Consider the following 17,605-nt stretch of genomic DNA (forward strand, 5'->3'; position numbering starts at 1 on the left):
TTATGGCAAATATTATTAAAATTGATAATGCTGTTCTTAAAAGACAAAAAAGAACTGAAAAAAAACGAAAACAAAATACTAAAGAAGTAAGAGTTTATTTTTTGATAGTTTGTGAGGGAGAAAAAACTGAACCTAATTACTTTAAATCATTTAAATCAAATGTAAAATCATTTGTTTATACAATTGATACTTTAGGAGAAGGTTCTAATACCAAGGATTTAGTAAAAAGAACTATTAAGGCAAGAGATAACTCAAGTCAGAAATATGACAGGGTTTGGGCTGTTTTTGATAGGGATAGTTTTAATCCTGATAATTTTAATGGAGCGATCCATTTGGCAAATAGTCAAGATATTAATGTTGGGTGGTCTAATGAAGCTTTTGAACTTTGGTATTTATTACATTTTCAATATCGAAATACTTCAATGTCAAGAGAAGATTATAAAAAAGCGATTGAAGATGAGATAAATGATAGAATCGCGAAAGAATCAAAAAGTAAAAAGCCAAAAAAGTTTGAGTACAAAAAGAATAGTACAGAAATGTATAATATTTTAGAAAAATATGGTAATCAAACTCAAGCGATAAAATGGGCTGAAAAGTTGATCGCAACACATACTTGTGAAAATTATGCGATTCATAATCCTTGCACTCTAATTCATCTTTTAGTTAAGGAATTAATTGGAGAATCGGAAGAATTAATAAAAGAAATTAAAGATAGAGATGCTTAATTTTCTTTAGTCTTTTCATAAAAAAAGCCAAGAATTATGTTCAATAGTTCTTGGCTTTTTATTTTATATAAAAAAATTATCCCAAGAAAGCCTTCAACTCCTCGTAAGTCCCAATCTTCACACTAACTTTCTCCTCATTAATAACACTCTCAATTTGAGCAGGAATAGGAAGTGTAATTCCTAAAGCAGGTTCAACAACATCTAAGAACTTAATAGGGTGAGCCGTTTCTAAGAAAATACCAATGGCGTTAGGGTGTTTTTCAAGCTCTTTTTTCAAGCCTAAATAACCAACAGCACCGTGCGGTTCTGCGATATAACCGTCTGTGTTATAAATTTTCTTTAGAGCTTCAAGAGTTTCTTCATCAGTATAACTATAAGAAGAAAAGTCTTTTTCGAACGCTTTTAAGTCATTATTGTATAATTCCTGAATTCTAATAAAGTTACTTGGGTTTCCAACGTCCATTGCGTTAGAGATTGTTGCTTTAGAAGGTTTCGGGTCGTATTTTCCGTTTTCTAAGAATCTTGGTACCGTGTCGTTTACGTTTGTAGAAGCTACAAAATGTTCAATTGGCAAACCTAATTTCTTTGCCATAATTCCGGCGCAAATATTCCCGAAGTTTCCGCTTGGGCAAGAGAAAACTAAAGGTTTGTTTTGGCTTTTCAAGGCTTTGTAAGCAAAGAAGAAATAAAACATTTGTGGCAACCAGCGCGCAATATTAATAGAATTTGCAGAAGTCAGGTTTTTGTGAGACAAAGTTTCATCTAAAAACGCTTTTTTCACCATGTCCTGACAATCGTCAAAAACACCGTCAACTTCAAGAGCTTTTATGTTTTGCCCTAAAGTAGTCAATTGTTTTTCCTGAATATCGCTCACTTTTCCTGACGGATATAAAATGACAACATCAACGCCGTCAACGCCAAGAAATCCGCTGGCAACGGCTCCGCCTGTATCTCCAGAAGTCGCTACTAAAACGGTGTTTTTAGCGTCTTTTTTGTCTTTGTTGAAATAGCCCAAACAACGTGACATAAAACGCGCTCCAACGTCTTTAAATGCCATTGTAGGACCGTGAAATAATTCTAACGAATAGATTCCGTTTTCGACTTTCACAACCGGAAAATCAAAAACTAGAGTTTCGGCAATGATTTCTTTTAATTTGTCTGCAGGTATTTCATCGCCAACAAATTGTTTAATCGCTTCAAAAGCAATTTCTTCGTGGCTTAAATTTTCGATTTTGTCAAAAAAAGAAGGATCAAGCGGTGTGATGCTTTCTGGGAAATATAATCCTTTGTCAGTTGCTAATCCTTGTATAACAGCTTCTTGGAAAGAAACTTTTGGGGCATTATGGTTTAAACTATAGTATTTCATTTTGATATTTTAGATTTTAGATTTTAGATTTTAGATTTTAGATTTTTTGGAGAGTAAATTCCAATGCTAAAATTCCAAATTCCAATGGTTTGTGTTTTTAACCGCAAAGAGCGCAAGGAATTGGTTTCTTTTGAAAACGCAGAGTTCGCAAAGCTTTGTGGTTATATTTTTTTATTTCAATAATTTATATTTTCAATGATGTATTATTTCTGTCAGGCTGAGCGGAGTCGAAGCCCGCGCAATGTATAGACATAAAGTATAAACGTACTGTTTGTCATTTCGACGTAAGGAGAAATCTTCGCAAGTAACTCCGCAACGTTAATCCAATCTTTGTCGAGCTTCTTGTGTGATCCTTCGTTCCTCAGGATGACAAACTGTATGGTTATGACAAACTGTGCGGTTATACTTTGCGCGGGCTTCTCCCGAAGCCTCGGGACGCTTAGCCTGACAAACTTTGTCTTAATTCTTAATTCTTCGTACTTAATACTCTTCTACAAAATTCTTACTCCATCAGGGTTTATCTTCGAAACGTGAATTTCATACGGTAAATTCATTTTTTCGTAAACTTCGCTCATGGCTTTTGCGATTTGGTCGGCGGTTTCTTTTCCTCTGCTTAAAGCGAAAATTGACGGGCCAGAACCTGAAATTCCAGAACCTAAAGCGCCGTTTTCGTAAGCCGTTTGTTTGATTTGATCGAAACCTGGAATTAAAACACTTCTTAAAGGCTCAACGATTTCGTCATGAAGCGAACGTCCGATTAATTCGTAATCTTTAGTATAAAGACCTGCTACTAATCCGCCTACATTTCCCCATTGCATAATGGCGCTTTTTAGGGAAACGTTTTGTTTTAAAACCGAACGGGCGTCAGATGTTTTTAACTCAATTTGTGGGTGAACTACTGTTGCATACAATTCCTCTGGACTATCAATTCTGATAATATCAAGCGGAGCATAACTTCTTACCAAAGTAAATCCGCCTAAAAGGGCAGGAGCAACGTTGTCGGCATGCGCGTTTCCGCTGGCCAATTTCTCGCCCTGCATCGCAAACTGAACTAAATCTTTACGAGAATAAGGTCTTCCTAATAATTCATTAATTCCGAAAACCGCTCCGGCAGAACTTGCAGCACTGCTTCCGATGCCGCTTCCGGCTTTTATGTTTTTATAAATTTCGATTTCGAATCCGAAGTCTAATTCGTCTAAAGTTTCTAGCATAGCCAAAGCCGCAACTCCAGAAACATTTTTCTCGGTTTCCAAAGGCAAATCGGCACCCACAATTTTAGTGATTCGAACTCCTTTTTGATCGACTTTTCGAACAATCATTTCATCGCCCGCATTGTCTAAGCAAAGTCCCAATACGTCAAATCCGCATGAGAGGTTTGCAATTGTAGCGGGACAGAATAATTTTATTTCCATTTTTTTTTTAAAGTTTCTAAGATGCTAAGATTCTAAGTTTCTAAGATTTCTTTGCAACTTTATTTTTAAGATTCTAAGTGAATGAGAGTTTGAGATTTTAAGTTTAGTTAAGAAAAAAACTTAGAATCTTAGCTACTCAGCATCTTAGTATCTTTTACACGTTTCCTATTCTAATTACATCCGCAAAAATTCCTGATGCTGTTACTGCTGCTCCAGCTCCAGCTCCTTTGATCAATAAAGGCTGATCTACGTAACGATCTGTGTAGAACAATACGATATTGTCTTTTCCTTCTAAATTGTAAAAAGGATGATCTTTTGGAATGAATTGCAGACCTACGCTTGCTTTTCCGTTTTCGAATTGCGCTACGTATTTCAATCTTGAATCTTTGGCTAAAGCTTCTTTATAAATACCTTCAAAATGAGCAGCGTGTTTGATTAACGATGCGAAGAAATCTTCGTTGTTTGTTGTTGCTAAACATTCAGCAGGTAAAAATGATTCGTTTGCAATGGCGTCAATATCCATTTCGTAACCGCTTTCGCGAATAAGAATCAGGATTTTACGAGCCACATCGATTCCGCTTAAGTCAATTTTCGGATCTGGTTCTGTGAAACCTTGAACTCCAGCTTCTTTTACCACATCATGGAAAGAATTGTTTTCGTCAAAATTGTTGAAAATAAAGTTCAAACTTCCAGATAAAACCGCCTGAATTTTATGCACTTTATCTCCAGATGCAATCAGATTTTTTACCGTATCGATAATTGGTAATCCTGCACCAACATTCGTTTCAAATAAAAATGGAGCGTTGTATTGACGAGATAAGCTTTTTAGTTTTTTATAATTATCATAAGCAGAAGAACAAGCAATTTTATTACAAGTTACAACGGCAATACTTTCTTTTAAGAATTTCTCGTAAGCTTCAGAAACCGTTGCATTTGCAGTGATGTCTACGAAAATGCTGTTACGTAAATTCAGTTCTTTTGCTTTTTTGATGAATTCTTCAATGCTTGCTGGTTCGCCTTCGCTTAAAGCGGAATCCCAACTTTTTAGAGAAATTCCGTCTTCATCAAAAATCATTTTTCTTGAATTAGATAAAGCGATAACACGAACATTAATTTTTAAAACATCTTTTAAGAATTTCTTTTGGCTGTGAATCTGTTCGATGAATTTCTCTCCCACATTTCCAACTCCCATTACAAATAAATTCAGCTGTTTTGTGTTTTCTTCGAAGAAATTCTCGTGTAAAGTATTCAACGCTTTTTTAACGTCTCTTTCGTTAATTACAGTCGAAATATTTCTTTCAGAAGCACCTTGCGCAATGGCACGAATGTTCACGTTGTTTTTTCCTAAAGTGCTGAACATTCTTCCGCTCAGACCTTGGTGATTTTTCATGTTTTCACCCACCAAAGCAATAATGCAAAGGTCTTTTTCTACATAACAAGGATCGATTTTGTTTTGCGAAATTTCGATTTCAAATGCTCTGTTAATCGCAGCTTCGGCATTATCAGCATCTGAATTTAGAATTCCGATACAAATTGAATGCTCAGAAGAAGCTTGAGTAATAAAAATAACGTTGATTTTTTCTTGAGATAATACTTCAAACAAACGTCTAGAAGAACCCGCAACTCCAATCATTCCTGGACCTTCAAGAGTTAAAAGCGAAATATGATCGATATGACTAATTCCTTTTACAACAGTATCTTTTGATGAAACCTGACTCGAAATTAAAGTTCCCTCAGCTTCTGGCTCAAAAGTATTTTTGATTAAAATAGGAATATTTTTTCTTAAAACAGGCTGAATTGTTGGCGGATACAAAACTTTTGCACCAAAATGCGACAATTCCATTGCTTCCTGATAAGATATATTAGCAATTGGCTGTGCTTGTTTTACGATTTTCGGATTTGCAGTAAACATTCCGTTTACGTCAGTCCAGATTTCCAATTGTTCCGCATCGATTGCTCCAGCGATAATGGCTGCAGTGTAATCAGATCCGCCACGTCCTAAAGTCGAAGTGATTCCGTCTAAAGTCTGCGCAATAAAACCAGGAAGAATATTGATTTTTGATTCATTCGAAGCAAAATATTCTTGAATTAATTTATTCGAAACTTCAAAGTTAACAACCGCTTTTCCGAAGTTATTATCTGTTTTAATTAATTCTCGGCTGTCTTTGTAAACCGCATCTTTGCTGATTTGCTGATACGCCTGAGCGATGATGAATGAAGAAAGTAATTCTCCAAAACTTAAAATAGTATCGGCAGTTCTTGGAGACAATTCGCCAAGCAAGAAACATCCGTCTAATAAAGTTTCTAAATGGTTGATGATTCTTTTTACATGGCTTAAAAGACTGCTTTGTTCGCTTACTGGAATTAGTTCTTTAAGTGTATCAAGGTGTTTTTTCTCGATTTCGCCCACAACTTCTCTGAAGCTTTCGTCGTTTGCTGCTGCTTTTGCCGCAGCCAATTGCAATAAATCTGTCACTTTGCTTAGCGCTGAAACTACAACAACAAGTTGATCCTGTTTTGCTTTTTGGTTTACAATTTCGAGAACGAGTTTTATATTTTGAGCATTGGCAACCGAAGTTCCGCCAAATTTTAATACTTTCATTTTATGATATTTTTTAATAAGGTGCAAAGGTTTTGAGTGACAAAGGTTCAAAGGTTATCAACTGTGAACTGAAACTGAAAACTGCGACTTTTTTTCTTTGTAAATGTTTTTTATGTATCCAATGACTCTCTTCTTTCAAGAAAAAAGTATAGATAACCTAGGATTATATGTAAAAATGTATACCCCTAAGGGGTAGTAGTAGTTGTAGTAGAAATAATGGTAGCAGCAATTGCAACTCTTGTTTGAGCTGTAATAATTGTAGATTGATATTTTATGCTGTTACTTTTCATTTTTGATTTTTCAAAAGTACAGTTTTTTAGAAGTATTAAAAACTCTAAAAGTCTTTTTGCGAATATTTTAATAATTCAAATTGGATTAATTCAATATTGAGTATTTGTTAAAATTCAATATTCTAAACTGAGGTTTTGATAGATTTTAGAATAGCATTTTTATAAATCAAACCCATTCAAAGGGCTGATTTTTAACTCGAAAATTGGCTAAAAAGCAGTAAAACACATGATGTTTCGCTTTTAAAAACAAATAAAGACAGAGATCAATTGAGATTGAAATTTTAATTATTGTGATAAAATGTTGCTTTTTAATGTTGATTTGTTGAATTTTGACGTCTTAAAATTGAAAAACATCATGAGAGAGATCCATTATATAAGTACTGAAACAATAACTTTAGAAACTTTACACGAAATTTTATCCAACAATAAAATTCTTGAATTGTCTGAAGAGGCTAAAGTAAATGTTCAAAAATGCCGTGACTATTTAGATAAAAAGATGGCAACGCATACGGCACCAATTTACGGAATCAACACAGGTTTCGGGTCTTTATATAGTGTAAAAATCTCTAACGAAAATTTATCTAAGCTTCAGGAAAACTTAGTAAAATCGCACGCTTGCGGAACAGGAGAGGAAGTTCCTGCCGAAATTGTGAAAATGATGCTTTTACTTAAAATCCAGTCTTTAAGCTATGGACATTCTGGAATTCAGTTAATCACATTGCAGCGTTTGGTTGATTTCTATAATAATGATATTCTGCCAATTATTTATACACAAGGTTCACTTGGAGCTTCAGGAGATTTAGCACCATTAGCGCATTTATCTTTGCCTTTAATTGGCGAAGGAGTTGTTCTTTTTGAAGGAAAGAAAACCGCTTCTGCTGAAGTTTTAAAACATTTTAATTGGGAACCAATCGTTTTACAGTCAAAAGAAGGTTTGGCTTTATTGAACGGAACGCAGTTTATGAGTGCTTACGGAGCTCATATTTTAATTAAAGCTTATAAATATTCGTATTTAGCAGATTTAATCGGAACTATTTCTTTAGAAGGTTTTGATGGAAGAATCGAGCCATTCAACGAATTGATACATTATATACGTCCGCACAAAGGACAAATCGTAACCGCACAACGCATTACTGAATTCTTAGAAGGAAGCGAAATTATCACTCAGGAAAAGAAACACGTTCAAGATCCATATTCTTTCCGTTGTATGCCACAGGTTCACGGAGCTTCAAAAGATGCGATCGATTATGTTAGAAAAGTATTCAAGACAGAAATTAATTCGGTAACGGATAATCCTAATATATTTATTGAAGCCGATCAGATTATTTCGGGCGGAAATTTCCACGGACAGCCTTTGGCATTAGCTCTAGACTTTATGGCGATTGCTTTGGCAGAATTAGGAAGTATTTCTGAAAGAAGAACGTATCAGTTAATTTCTGGATTGCGAAATCTTCCGGCATTTTTGGTAGATAATCCAGGGTTGAATTCAGGGTTTATGATTCCGCAATATACTGCTGCAAGTATTGCAAGCCAGAACAAACAATTGGCAACTCCAGCGAGTATTGATAGCATTGTTTCTAGCAACGGTCAGGAAGACCACGTGAGCATGGGAGCAAACGGCGCTACAAAAGCCTTACGAATTTTAGACAATTTGGAGCGTATTTTAGCGATCGAATTATTGAATGCATCTCAGGCAATTGCTTACAGAGAGCCACTAAAATCAAGCGATTTTATCGAAATGTTCTTGAGTAGCTATAGAGAAGTTGTGCCTTTGGTAAAAGAAGACAGAATCTTACATAATGACATAGAAAACACGGTGTTATTCCTTGAGAGTTTCCAAATAGAAAACGATTTGTTAACAATGGCTTAACATTGCAAAATATTATTGAAGTAATTTTGCACTATCAAAAATAAAACAATGTCAATAAACAGTATTTTCCAATTTTTAGTGCCGAAAGACAAAAAATTCTTTCCACTTTTTGAAGAGGCTTCTAGCAATTTAATTGAATTAGCTTCTAACTTACACGAAGCTGTAAATTTACCATTAAAAGAAAGAGAAATTCTTTTTCAAAAGATTGACGAATTAGAACAAAAAGGAGAAGACATCACACGTCAGACTAACCTTGAGTTAAGCAGAAACTTTATTACTCCATTTGATAGAGAAGATATTCACACGTTAATTACTTCAATTGACAACGTTGCAGATTACCTGCATGGTGCATCTAGCCGTATGAGATTGTATCAAGTTGATAAGATTACAAAATCTATCAGAAAGATGACAGAAATCAACCTTGAAGCTTGTCAAAACATTGACAGTGCAGTAAAAGAGTTGAGAAACTTACAGAATTTTAAAGTTATTAAAGATGCTTGTGCTAGAATTAACAAACTAGAGAACAAGTCTGATAACGTATATAACAAAGCAGTTTTTGAAATTTTTGAAAACGAAACAGACGCTAAAAATATCATTAAATATAAAGAAGTGTTATCTGTTTTAGAATCAGCAACAGACAAATGTAAGAGTGTTGCAAACATACTAGAATCTATTTCTGTAAAACATTCTTAATTCAATTTTTCAATCTGAAGTTATAATTTTATGACTATACTTATATTAATTATAGTGCTTGCCTTAATTTTTGATTACATCAATGGTTTTCATGATGCGGCAAATGCTATAGCGACAGTTGTTGCGACAAAGGTTTTAACGCCTTTTCAGGCGGTTCTTTGGGCAGCATTTTTCAACTTTCTAGCTTATTGGGTTTTCGGATTTGGTGTTGCGGATACTGTTGCTAAAACAGCGGATACAATGCAAATTGACCTAGTGGTAATTTTAGCAGGTGTAATTGCTGCAATATGCTGGAATTTATTGACTTGGTGGTTAGGTATTCCTTCAAGTTCTTCGCATACTCTTATCGGTGGTTTTGCTGGTGCGGCGGTAGCGCATGCTATTGCAGTTCATGGTTTTTCAGCTTATGTTGGAGCAGACGGAACAACACATCACTGGTATGATATAGTGAGTTGGTATAAGGCTGGAAAAGATGGTGCAATGCCGTCAGGAGTTCTTATTATTATTGCTTTTATTGTTCTAGCACCACTATTAGGAGCTTTAGCTTCCTATTTAATTTCGATTTGGTTATTAAATGCTTCTCGTAAAAGTATTGGTCCAAAAATATTTACAGTAGCTTTAATGATTGCAACTATTTGGTTTGTTTACGTACAAATGATTCCTTACGAGGAAATTATAAAAGATGGACATAAACCCCGTTTTGCTTCTTCTGTTTTTTGGAGCGTTGCATTTGAACCTCATAATATAAAATGGTTTTTAGTTGCGTTTATCGTATTAACAGTAAGCGGTTTTTGTTTAATTTTTAGCAGTTTAAATCTTCATCAGGCAGATGCTGCTTTAAAGAAAATGCAACTACTATCTTCTGCAGCTTTTAGTTTAGGGCACGGTGGAAATGATTCGCAAAAAGTAATGGGTATCATTGCAGCAGCAGTTGTTGTTTATATTAATACAAATCCTGGTGTTCATATGGATTCATGGTTAGATGTAGCTCTTCCTTCTGAAGATGGTGCTTTTAAAATGCCGCCTTGGATTCCGTTAGCGTGTTATTCTGCAATTGCAGCAGGAACTTTAAGCGGTGGATGGAAAATTGTGAAAACAATGGGATCTAAAATCACAAAAGTAAGTTCGTTTGAAGGTGTAGCAGCTGAAACAGCAGGAGCTTTGACGCTATATTTTACAGAGCATTTAAAAATTCCTGTAAGTACAACGCACACCATTACAGGTTCTATTATTGGGGTTGGATTAACAAAACGTGTATCTGCAGTTCGCTGGGGAGTTACCGTAAGCTTAATCTGGGCTTGGATTCTAACTATTCCAATTTCAGCTATATTAGCAGGTTTGGTTTATTTTATACTAAGCGTATTTATTTAGTAAATTGATTATTGTGAAATGTGAGACGTAAATCACATTTTGTAAACATAAAAAAAAGCCGATTTCATATTTGAAATCGGCTTTTTTTTATGGGTTAAAATGAAAAAATAAATGTCTTAAAATGATAGTTTAAAAACTTTTAAGAGCTATTCATTGAATTCTATGTAAAGACCTTTGCAAAATTATTTAATAAGGATTTTACAAATTATAATTTAAAAGCAAATGGCAATGATTTTTGAAAAACCGATAATTCATAATGGTCAAGGTGGAAATGTAGTATTAATTTACGGACAATATGTTATTGGTAATATTACAAAAGAGGATGCAGATATAAGTATTGAGAAAATTAAAAACAACTCCCTTGCTGAATCAGAATTTGACTCAATTATCTTTATAAATGATATTGTAGGATATGAATTTATTATAGGAAATGATTCTTTTTTAAAGTTTGAAATATCTAAAAATAATGACACTTCTTTCCAGACTATTAATTTTCAAAATGTAGATGTTGCGAAAGAAGCTGAATTGTCAATTGAAAAAGAATTTAAACAATTGGGTTTTAAACGAGAAGAAATTCAATTAACACCATTGCAAGCTGCTGTTTCTCCAGCTATAACTATGCTTGGAGTTGCCGGAGGTGGAGCAATACTTACTTGGTTTGCCTATAATGTTGATAATTATGAGTCAACACGCAGAAGAATTAAATGGTATGTAAAATTGTTTGATGAAATATCGAGAGCTATAGGATATCTTCCTTTTTTAGTTCTTACAGCTGTTTTAACTATTTTATGTTTGTTTTGGCTAATTAAAAAAATGTTTAATCCTCCTTTTAAAATTAAGGCTACAAAATAATTTTAAAAAGCCGATTTCAAATATGAAATCGGCTTTTTTTATGTTTTAAAATGAAAAATTAAATGTCTTAAAATGATAGTTTAAAAACTTTTAAGAGCTATTAATTGAATTCTATGTAAAGACCTTTGCAAAATTATTTATTGAGGATTTTACTAATTAATTTAAAAGCGAATGGCAATGATTTTTGAAAAACCGATAATTCTTGAAGGCGAAGAAGGAAATGTAGTTCTAATTTATGGAGATCATATAATTGGAAATATTACAAAAGAAAATGCTGATTTAAGTATTGAAAGAATAGAGAAAAACGTTTTTAATTCATCTGAATTTGAATCGATAATAAATATTAATGAAATCTTTGAATATGAATTTGAACCTGAAAATGATTCACACATTATGTTTGAAGTGAGAAATGCAGATTCTGTAACTTATAAAACTATTGATTTTAAAGATTCTGAAACTACAAGAAAAGCAGAGAAATCAATTAGTGAAAAATTTAAACAATTAGGCTTTAAGCGAGAAGAAAAGCAAATATCAGCTCTTAGTGCTGCTGTTATTCCTGGATCTGTTGCGGCTTTTGTTGCCGTTATGGGAGGAATTTTCACTTGGTATGCTAAATATATGGAGACGCGTGTAATAACTCGTACAAGGATTATAAAGTGGTATGTTTATATTTTTGAAAAAGTAGCTGAAGTAATAGGCTTCTATCCGTTTTTAATTATCACGGTAGTTTTGACAGTATGTTGTTTACTATGGATGTTTAAAAGAATGGCTAATCCTCCGATTAAGATTAGTGCTGTGAAATAGTTTTACAAAGCCGATTTTACTTAAAATCGGCTTTTTGTTTTCTGTTTTATATATGTCTTTAAATGATATTTTTTAAATTTTTAGTAGCTATTCATGCTATTTTTTAGATGGACATTTGCATGATTGTTTATCAGTTTTAGTAAATGACAAAGTGAGAAAAAAAGTTTGAAATGATTTTGAAAAACAGCTAACCCCAAAGTGATGTACAAATTCAAAAATAAGATAGTTTCACAACTATTTTTCTCACTTATTTTTTTCTCATTGTTTTCTTGCCAAGAAGATGATGTAAGAAGGATTCGCTTAAAAGTAGATCAAAAGAAAGTAACGAGCAATCCAAACGAAGAGTCAGATGTAATTTCATGCTTTATAAAAGAATCGGTTAGTAGGTCTTTAAATGGTATTGATACAGATAAATTAAAATATTATTCGGTAGAAAGAAATGATACTATTTTGGTAATCACAAAAGTTACTGATATGATAGGGATTGAAAAAACTTCACGGAGAAAATTGTTGTTTGCAATTAATCATTGTCTTTTAACATCGGAAAGATATAATATGAAAAAGATTTATATTGATGTTGAAGGAAATTTTACCACTCTTTTAGTAAAAACACCTTCAAAATATGATCTTGATGGAAAATTTGCAGATGAAGATTTGCTTCTGTCATTTTATGGAAAATCAAAAGTTTCGTTTAAAAATAAGAATTAAAACTTCTGCAAATTCTTATGATTATGCTTACGCTTATAATGCGTTTGCTTTAAGTTTTTTTGATCTTCAGAAATAATACTTATTGTTCCGTCAATTTCAAGCATTGCCAGTTTTACATTTTTGAAGAATTCAATTCCGTGTTCGCGCATGGCTTCTTTTAATTCTTCGTCGGAAATATCCAATTTGCTTAAAGCTTTAAAATCTAATTTTCCATCGTGAATTAACACTTCGGGTTTATCAAGTAATATATTGCCAAGAGTTTTGTATCGGCGTGTTAGTTTTTTAATTATGAAATTAATTACAAACAAAACTAAAGCTGCGACCAAACCGCCTAAAAGACTAGTATCTGGTCCAACCATTGCATTTTGAACAGAGTTGCTGATTAATAAAATCAGGATTATATCGGCTGTGTTTAATTGGGAAAGTTCTTTTTTACCGAAAATACGTAAAGCGATTGTCATGAAAAAATAGACAGCAACACTTCGTATGATAATATCTAAATAAGGAAAATGCATGTTTTTTATTTTAAAGTTAAATAAAAAAGCTTTGCCAAAGTTGTAAACTTTGACAAAGCTGCTAAATTATTTATACGATATTAAGTTAAAATGAACTTAACTCAATTTGAAATTCTTTTCAATAGCTTTAATCATTTCTCCAGCAACATCTTTATTTGTAGCACCTTCAATTCCTTCAAGACCTGGAGATGAATTTACTTCCAGTAATAACGGGCCTTTTGAAGAACGAATAATATCAACACCAGCTACTTTCAAATCCATTGCTTTTGCTGCTTTAATCGCGATCTTTTTCTCTTCAGGCGTTACTTTTATAACTGATGCAGTTCCGCCAAGGTGAATATTAGCTCTAAATTCTCCTGGCATCGCTTCACGCTGAATTGCGGCAACTACTTTTCCGTCAATTACAAAACAACGAATATCTTTTCCGTTAGCTTCTTTAATGAATTCTTGAACTAAGATGTTGGCATTTAAACTTTTAAAAGCATTGATTACACTTTCAGCTGCTTTTTTAGTTTCGGCCAAAACAACTCCTTTTCCTTGTGTTCCTTCTAATAATTTTACAATTAGGGGAGAACCACCTACCATTTTGATAAGATTGTCTGTATCAAGCGGAGAATTGGCAAATCCTGTAGTTGGAATGTCAATTCCACTGTTCAAAAGAAGTTGTAATGAATATAGTTTATCTCTAGATTGTGTAATGGCTGTTGCCGAATTTAAAACAAAAACCTTCAAAGCCTCAAACTGACGCGTTAAAGCACAACCGTAAAAAGTAATGCTTGGTCTAATTCTCGGAATAATAGCGTCAAATTCGTTTAGGATTTTTCCACCTCTATAATGAATTTCAGGTTTTTTGGCGTCCAGTTTCATGTAGCACTCCTTGATGTTCAGGAAATGCATTTCGTGCCCGCGCATTTCGCCGGCTTCCATGATTCTTTTATTGCTATACAATTCTGGATTACTGGCTAAAAGACCAATCCGTAAACCTGTTTTTGCTTTTTCTGAATTTTGGTATAATTCTTTTAAAGATTCGGCTGTAGGTTGTCCTAAAAGATATTTTTGTTCTGGGTCAACTAGAACCCTTCCGCTCATAGCTTCACGTCCTAAAAGCATTCTAAATCCCATAGAATCGCGATTAGTCAAAGTCATTTCGATTGGCCATTTTGCTTCACCAATTTTTAAGCTGGTTTGAATGACATAACGGTGTTCTCTAAAACCACTTGAACTCTTTACAATTCTTTTGTCGACAAGTGGTGCTTCGCAGTGAATAACAGTTTTAATATTATTCTGAATTGGATTAATGTCGAATTTAACCCAATTAGCATCATTTTTTATAAAAGGAGCTATGTTTATAGCGTGCATTGCCGAAGTTTTAGCGCCAGAATCCACACGAGCCTTGATTGTTGGGATTCCTAGTTCTGGAAATGAGCACCATTCTTCGCTGCCTAAAATGACTTTGTTTTGAAGCATAAATTGTTTTTTTGTTATGAATTTAAATTCAAAAATAGCTATTTGCTTTTACTAAAGATAGTGATTTTTAATAAAAAAAATACCCGTTATGTTATGAAAACGTAACGGGCATATTATGTGTGTTATAATTTTTTAACTAATTTATTGATTAGTCGGCTCTTCAGCTTTATGTATTTCTACTGACAATTCTTGTGAATCGTCTTTTAGATCCATCATGATTTCATCGCCTGAATGAATTTTCGAAGTGATGATTTCTTCTGCTAATAAATCTTCAACATATTTTTGAATTGCTCTCTTAAGCGGTCTTGCTCCAAATTGTTTGTCAAAACCTTTTTCAGCGATAAATGCTTTTGCTTTATCAGTCAAGCTTAATTTATAACCTAACTCTGCAATACGAGAGTAAAGTTTTTTCAATTCGATTTCGATAATCAAATCGATATCAGCTTTTTCTAATGCATTAAATACAATTACATCATCAATTCTGTTTAAGAATTCAGGAGCAAAAGTTTTCTTCAAAGCGTTCTCGATAATGCTTTTTGAGTTTTCATCTGCCTGAGCTGTTCTTGCTGCAGTTCCGAATCCAACACCTTGTCCGAAATCTTTCAACTGACGAGCACCAACGTTAGATGTCATGATGATGATTGTGTTTTTAAAGTCGATTTTGCGACCTAAACTATCAGTCAAATATCCATCATCTAAAACTTGAAGCATCATATTGAATACATCTGGATGTGCTTTTTCGATCTCATCTAAAAGAACTACACAGTATGGTTTTCTACGAACTTTTTCAGTCAATTGACCACCTTCTTCGTATCCAACGTATCCTGGAGGCGCTCCAACTAAACGAGAAATCGCAAATTTCTCCATGTATTCACTCATGTCGATACGAACTAATGCATCTTCTGAATCGAATAATTCTTTAGCTAATACTTTAGCCAACTGCGTTTTACCAACCCCAGTTTGACCTAAGAAAATGAATGAACCAATTGGTTTGTTCGGATCTTTAAGTCCAGCTCTGTTACGTTGAATAGAACGAGCGATTTTTAAAACAGCTTCATTTTGACCAATTACTTTGTTCTGAATCAATTCAGGCAATTGAGCTAGTTTGTTGCTTTCTGTTTGTGCAATTCTGTTTACAGGAATTCCAGTCATCATAGAAACAACATCAGCTACGTTATCTTCTGTAACTTCAATTCTGTTGTTTTTAGAATCTTCTTCCCATTGTTCTTGTGCAAGAGCAAGATCTTTTTCAATGCGTTTTTCATCATCGCGAAGTTTGGCTGCTTCTTCATATTTTTGTTTTTTAACAACCATATTTTTCATTTCGCGAACTTCTTCTAACTGACGTTCTAGATCCAAAATTTGTTTTGGAACATCGATGTTAGTGATGTGTACACGTGAACCCGCTTCGTCCATTGCATCGATTGCTTTGTCTGGTAAGAAACGCTCAGACATATATCTGTTTGTTAGCTTAACACAAGCTTCGATAGCTTCTTGAGTATAAGTTACGTTGTGGTGATCTTCGTATTTATCTTTTACGTTGTTCAAAATCGCAATTGTTTCTTCAACAGAAGTTGGCTCAACAATTACTTTTTGAAAACGTCTTTCTAAAGCACCATCTTTTTCAATATATTGTCTGTACTCATCAAGAGTAGTGGCACCAATACATTGAATTTCTCCTCTAGCTAAAGCAGGTTTGAACATATTTGAAGCATCAAGCGAACCTGTTGCTCCACCAGCGCCTACAATAGTGTGGATTTCGTCAATAAAAAGAATAATATCGTCGTTTTTCTCAAGCTCGTTCATTACGGCTTTCATTCTTTCTTCAAATTGTCCTCTGTATTTTGTTCCTGCAACTAAACTTGCAAGATCAAGAGTTACAACACGTTTGTGGAAAAGAATACGCGATACTTTCTTTTGGATAATACGTAGAGCAAGTCCTTCTGCAATAGCAGATTTACCAACTCCAGGCTCTCCAATAAGAAGCGGATTGTTCTTTTTTCTACGGCTTAAAATTTGCGATACACGCTCAATTTCTTTTTCTCGTCCTACAACTGGGTCTAATTTCCCTTCTTCAGCCATTTCTGTTAAATCTCTCCCAAAATTATCTAAAACTGGGGTTTTAGATTTCTTGTTTGACTTATTGGCGGGATTATTAAAGCTGCTTTCTTTCAGACTGTCATCTTGTCCTGAATCATCATTGTATGATTCGTTTCTTGGCAAGTTTTCTAAGAATTCTTCTTCGTTTGGAGTCATATTTAAATACTGTTCTTTAGCTACGTCATAATCTATTTTTAGTTTATTCAATAGCTTGGTTGTTGGATCGTTTTCGTTTCTCAAGATACATAACAGCAGGTGAGCGGTGCTAATTGATGAACTTTGAAATACTTTTGCTTCAAGAAAAGTGGTCTTCAGGGCTCTTTCGGCCTGTCGGGTAAGATGAAGGTTTTTCTTTTCTGCATTTACTTCAACGCTCAGGTTAGCAGGGCTAAGTACTTCTACTTTTCTGCGTAAATGATCTAAATCGACAGCTAGGTTATTAAGTATATGAATAGCTTTTCCGTTACCATCTCTTAAAATACCTAGCATAAGATGCTCTGTACCAATAAAGTCGTGGCCTAATCTAAGAGCCTCTTCCTTACTGTACGTAATTACATCTTTTACTCTTGGTGAAAAATTATCATCCATAATATATAATTGGTATTGTAAATTTAGTGAATTACTGTTTTAAAAACAAAAACCGTACCTTCAAGAACTACTGTCAGCTAATAGACGAAAAAAAAGACAATAAAAGCGTTAAAAAACGCTTAATTTATTAACTAAAAACCAAAATAAAGTTGTTAATAAATCATTTAAATAAGTGTAAGGAAATAGCTGAAAAAATTTTAAAAAAACGTATCTTGGCACGCTTTGAAACTAATATAATTTTT

13 protein-coding genes are annotated in these 17,605 nt (G+C 33.8%); 7 read left to right on the forward strand and 6 right to left on the reverse strand.

Annotated features, from left to right (window positions below):
• Nucleotides 1–2 precede the first annotated feature (2 nt).
• Nucleotides 3–725, forward strand: a complete 723-nt coding sequence (locus tag V6624_RS12795; protein WP_338838761.1) for an RloB family protein — start codon at nucleotides 3–5, stop codon at nucleotides 723–725.
• Nucleotides 726–801: 76 nt separating this feature from the next.
• Here the strand turns inward: V6624_RS12795 and thrC are convergent, their stop codons facing one another.
• The 3 genes from thrC to thrA form a co-directional block, all read right to left on the reverse strand.
• Nucleotides 802–2,091 (reverse strand): threonine synthase, encoded by a 1,290-nt coding sequence (thrC, locus tag V6624_RS12800; protein WP_338838762.1) that lies wholly within the window; start codon nucleotides 2,089–2,091, stop codon nucleotides 802–804.
• Nucleotides 2,092–2,582: 491 nt separating this feature from the next.
• Nucleotides 2,583–3,503, reverse strand: a complete 921-nt coding sequence (locus tag V6624_RS12805; protein ID WP_338838763.1) for a homoserine kinase — start codon at nucleotides 3,501–3,503, stop codon at nucleotides 2,583–2,585.
• A 154-nt stretch (nucleotides 3,504–3,657) separates the two neighbouring features.
• Entirely contained in the window at nucleotides 3,658–6,105 is a 2,448-nt protein-coding gene (gene thrA / locus V6624_RS12810) for a bifunctional aspartate kinase/homoserine dehydrogenase I (protein WP_338838764.1), read from the reverse strand.
• 645 nt (nucleotides 6,106–6,750) lie between these two features.
• Between thrA and hutH the strand changes: the two genes are divergently transcribed.
• The 6 genes from hutH to V6624_RS12840 all read left to right on the forward strand — a co-directional run bounded on the left by hutH (nucleotide 6,751) and on the right by V6624_RS12840 (nucleotide 12,693).
• Nucleotides 6,751–8,265, forward strand: coding sequence for a histidine ammonia-lyase (gene hutH, locus V6624_RS12815; RefSeq protein ID WP_338838765.1), 1,515 nt, complete (start codon nucleotides 6,751–6,753; stop codon nucleotides 8,263–8,265).
• 48 nt (nucleotides 8,266–8,313) lie between these two features.
• Nucleotides 8,314–8,958, forward strand: coding sequence for a DUF47 domain-containing protein (locus tag V6624_RS12820; protein ID WP_008462731.1), 645 nt, complete (start codon nucleotides 8,314–8,316; stop codon nucleotides 8,956–8,958).
• 30 nt (nucleotides 8,959–8,988) lie between these two features.
• A complete protein-coding gene (locus V6624_RS12825) occupies nucleotides 8,989–10,329 on the forward strand; it encodes an inorganic phosphate transporter (protein WP_338838766.1) in 1,341 nt (446 codons plus the stop codon).
• A gap of 228 nt (nucleotides 10,330–10,557) precedes the next feature.
• Nucleotides 10,558–11,181 (forward strand): hypothetical protein, encoded by a 624-nt coding sequence (locus V6624_RS12830; RefSeq protein ID WP_338838767.1) that lies wholly within the window; start codon nucleotides 10,558–10,560, stop codon nucleotides 11,179–11,181.
• Nucleotides 11,182–11,352: 171 nt separating this feature from the next.
• Complete coding sequence (locus V6624_RS12835) at nucleotides 11,353–11,985, forward strand: hypothetical protein (RefSeq protein ID WP_338838768.1); 633 nt, start codon at nucleotides 11,353–11,355, stop codon at nucleotides 11,983–11,985.
• 261 nt (nucleotides 11,986–12,246) lie between these two features.
• Nucleotides 12,247–12,693 carry a hypothetical protein gene (locus V6624_RS12840; RefSeq protein WP_338838769.1) on the forward strand — a complete coding sequence of 149 codons (447 nt, stop codon included), beginning with the start codon at nucleotides 12,247–12,249 and terminating at the stop codon, nucleotides 12,691–12,693.
• On the opposite strand, the gene V6624_RS12845 is transcribed toward V6624_RS12840, so the two are convergent.
• From V6624_RS12845 to V6624_RS12855, 3 genes are all read right to left on the reverse strand, one after another.
• On the reverse strand, nucleotides 12,690–13,208 hold the full coding sequence (locus tag V6624_RS12845; RefSeq protein ID WP_338838770.1) for a DUF421 domain-containing protein: 519 nt from the start codon (nucleotides 13,206–13,208) through the stop codon (nucleotides 12,690–12,692). The two genes, V6624_RS12840 and V6624_RS12845, sit on opposite strands and share 4 nt — an antisense overlap.
• A 96-nt stretch (nucleotides 13,209–13,304) precedes the next feature.
• Nucleotides 13,305–14,675 (reverse strand): 30S ribosomal protein S6--L-glutamate ligase, encoded by a 1,371-nt coding sequence (gene rimK / locus V6624_RS12850; protein ID WP_111283180.1) that lies wholly within the window; start codon nucleotides 14,673–14,675, stop codon nucleotides 13,305–13,307.
• A gap of 141 nt (nucleotides 14,676–14,816) precedes the next feature.
• Nucleotides 14,817–17,363: an ATP-dependent Clp protease ATP-binding subunit gene (locus tag V6624_RS12855; protein ID WP_111283182.1), complete on the reverse strand. Its 2,547-nt coding sequence runs from the start codon at nucleotides 17,361–17,363 to the stop codon at nucleotides 14,817–14,819.
• Nucleotides 17,364–17,605 lie beyond the last annotated feature (242 nt).

This window comes from Flavobacterium ginsenosidimutans, from assembly GCF_037478105.1.
Classification (GTDB): Bacteria; Bacteroidota; Bacteroidia; order Flavobacteriales; family Flavobacteriaceae; genus Flavobacterium; species Flavobacterium ginsenosidimutans.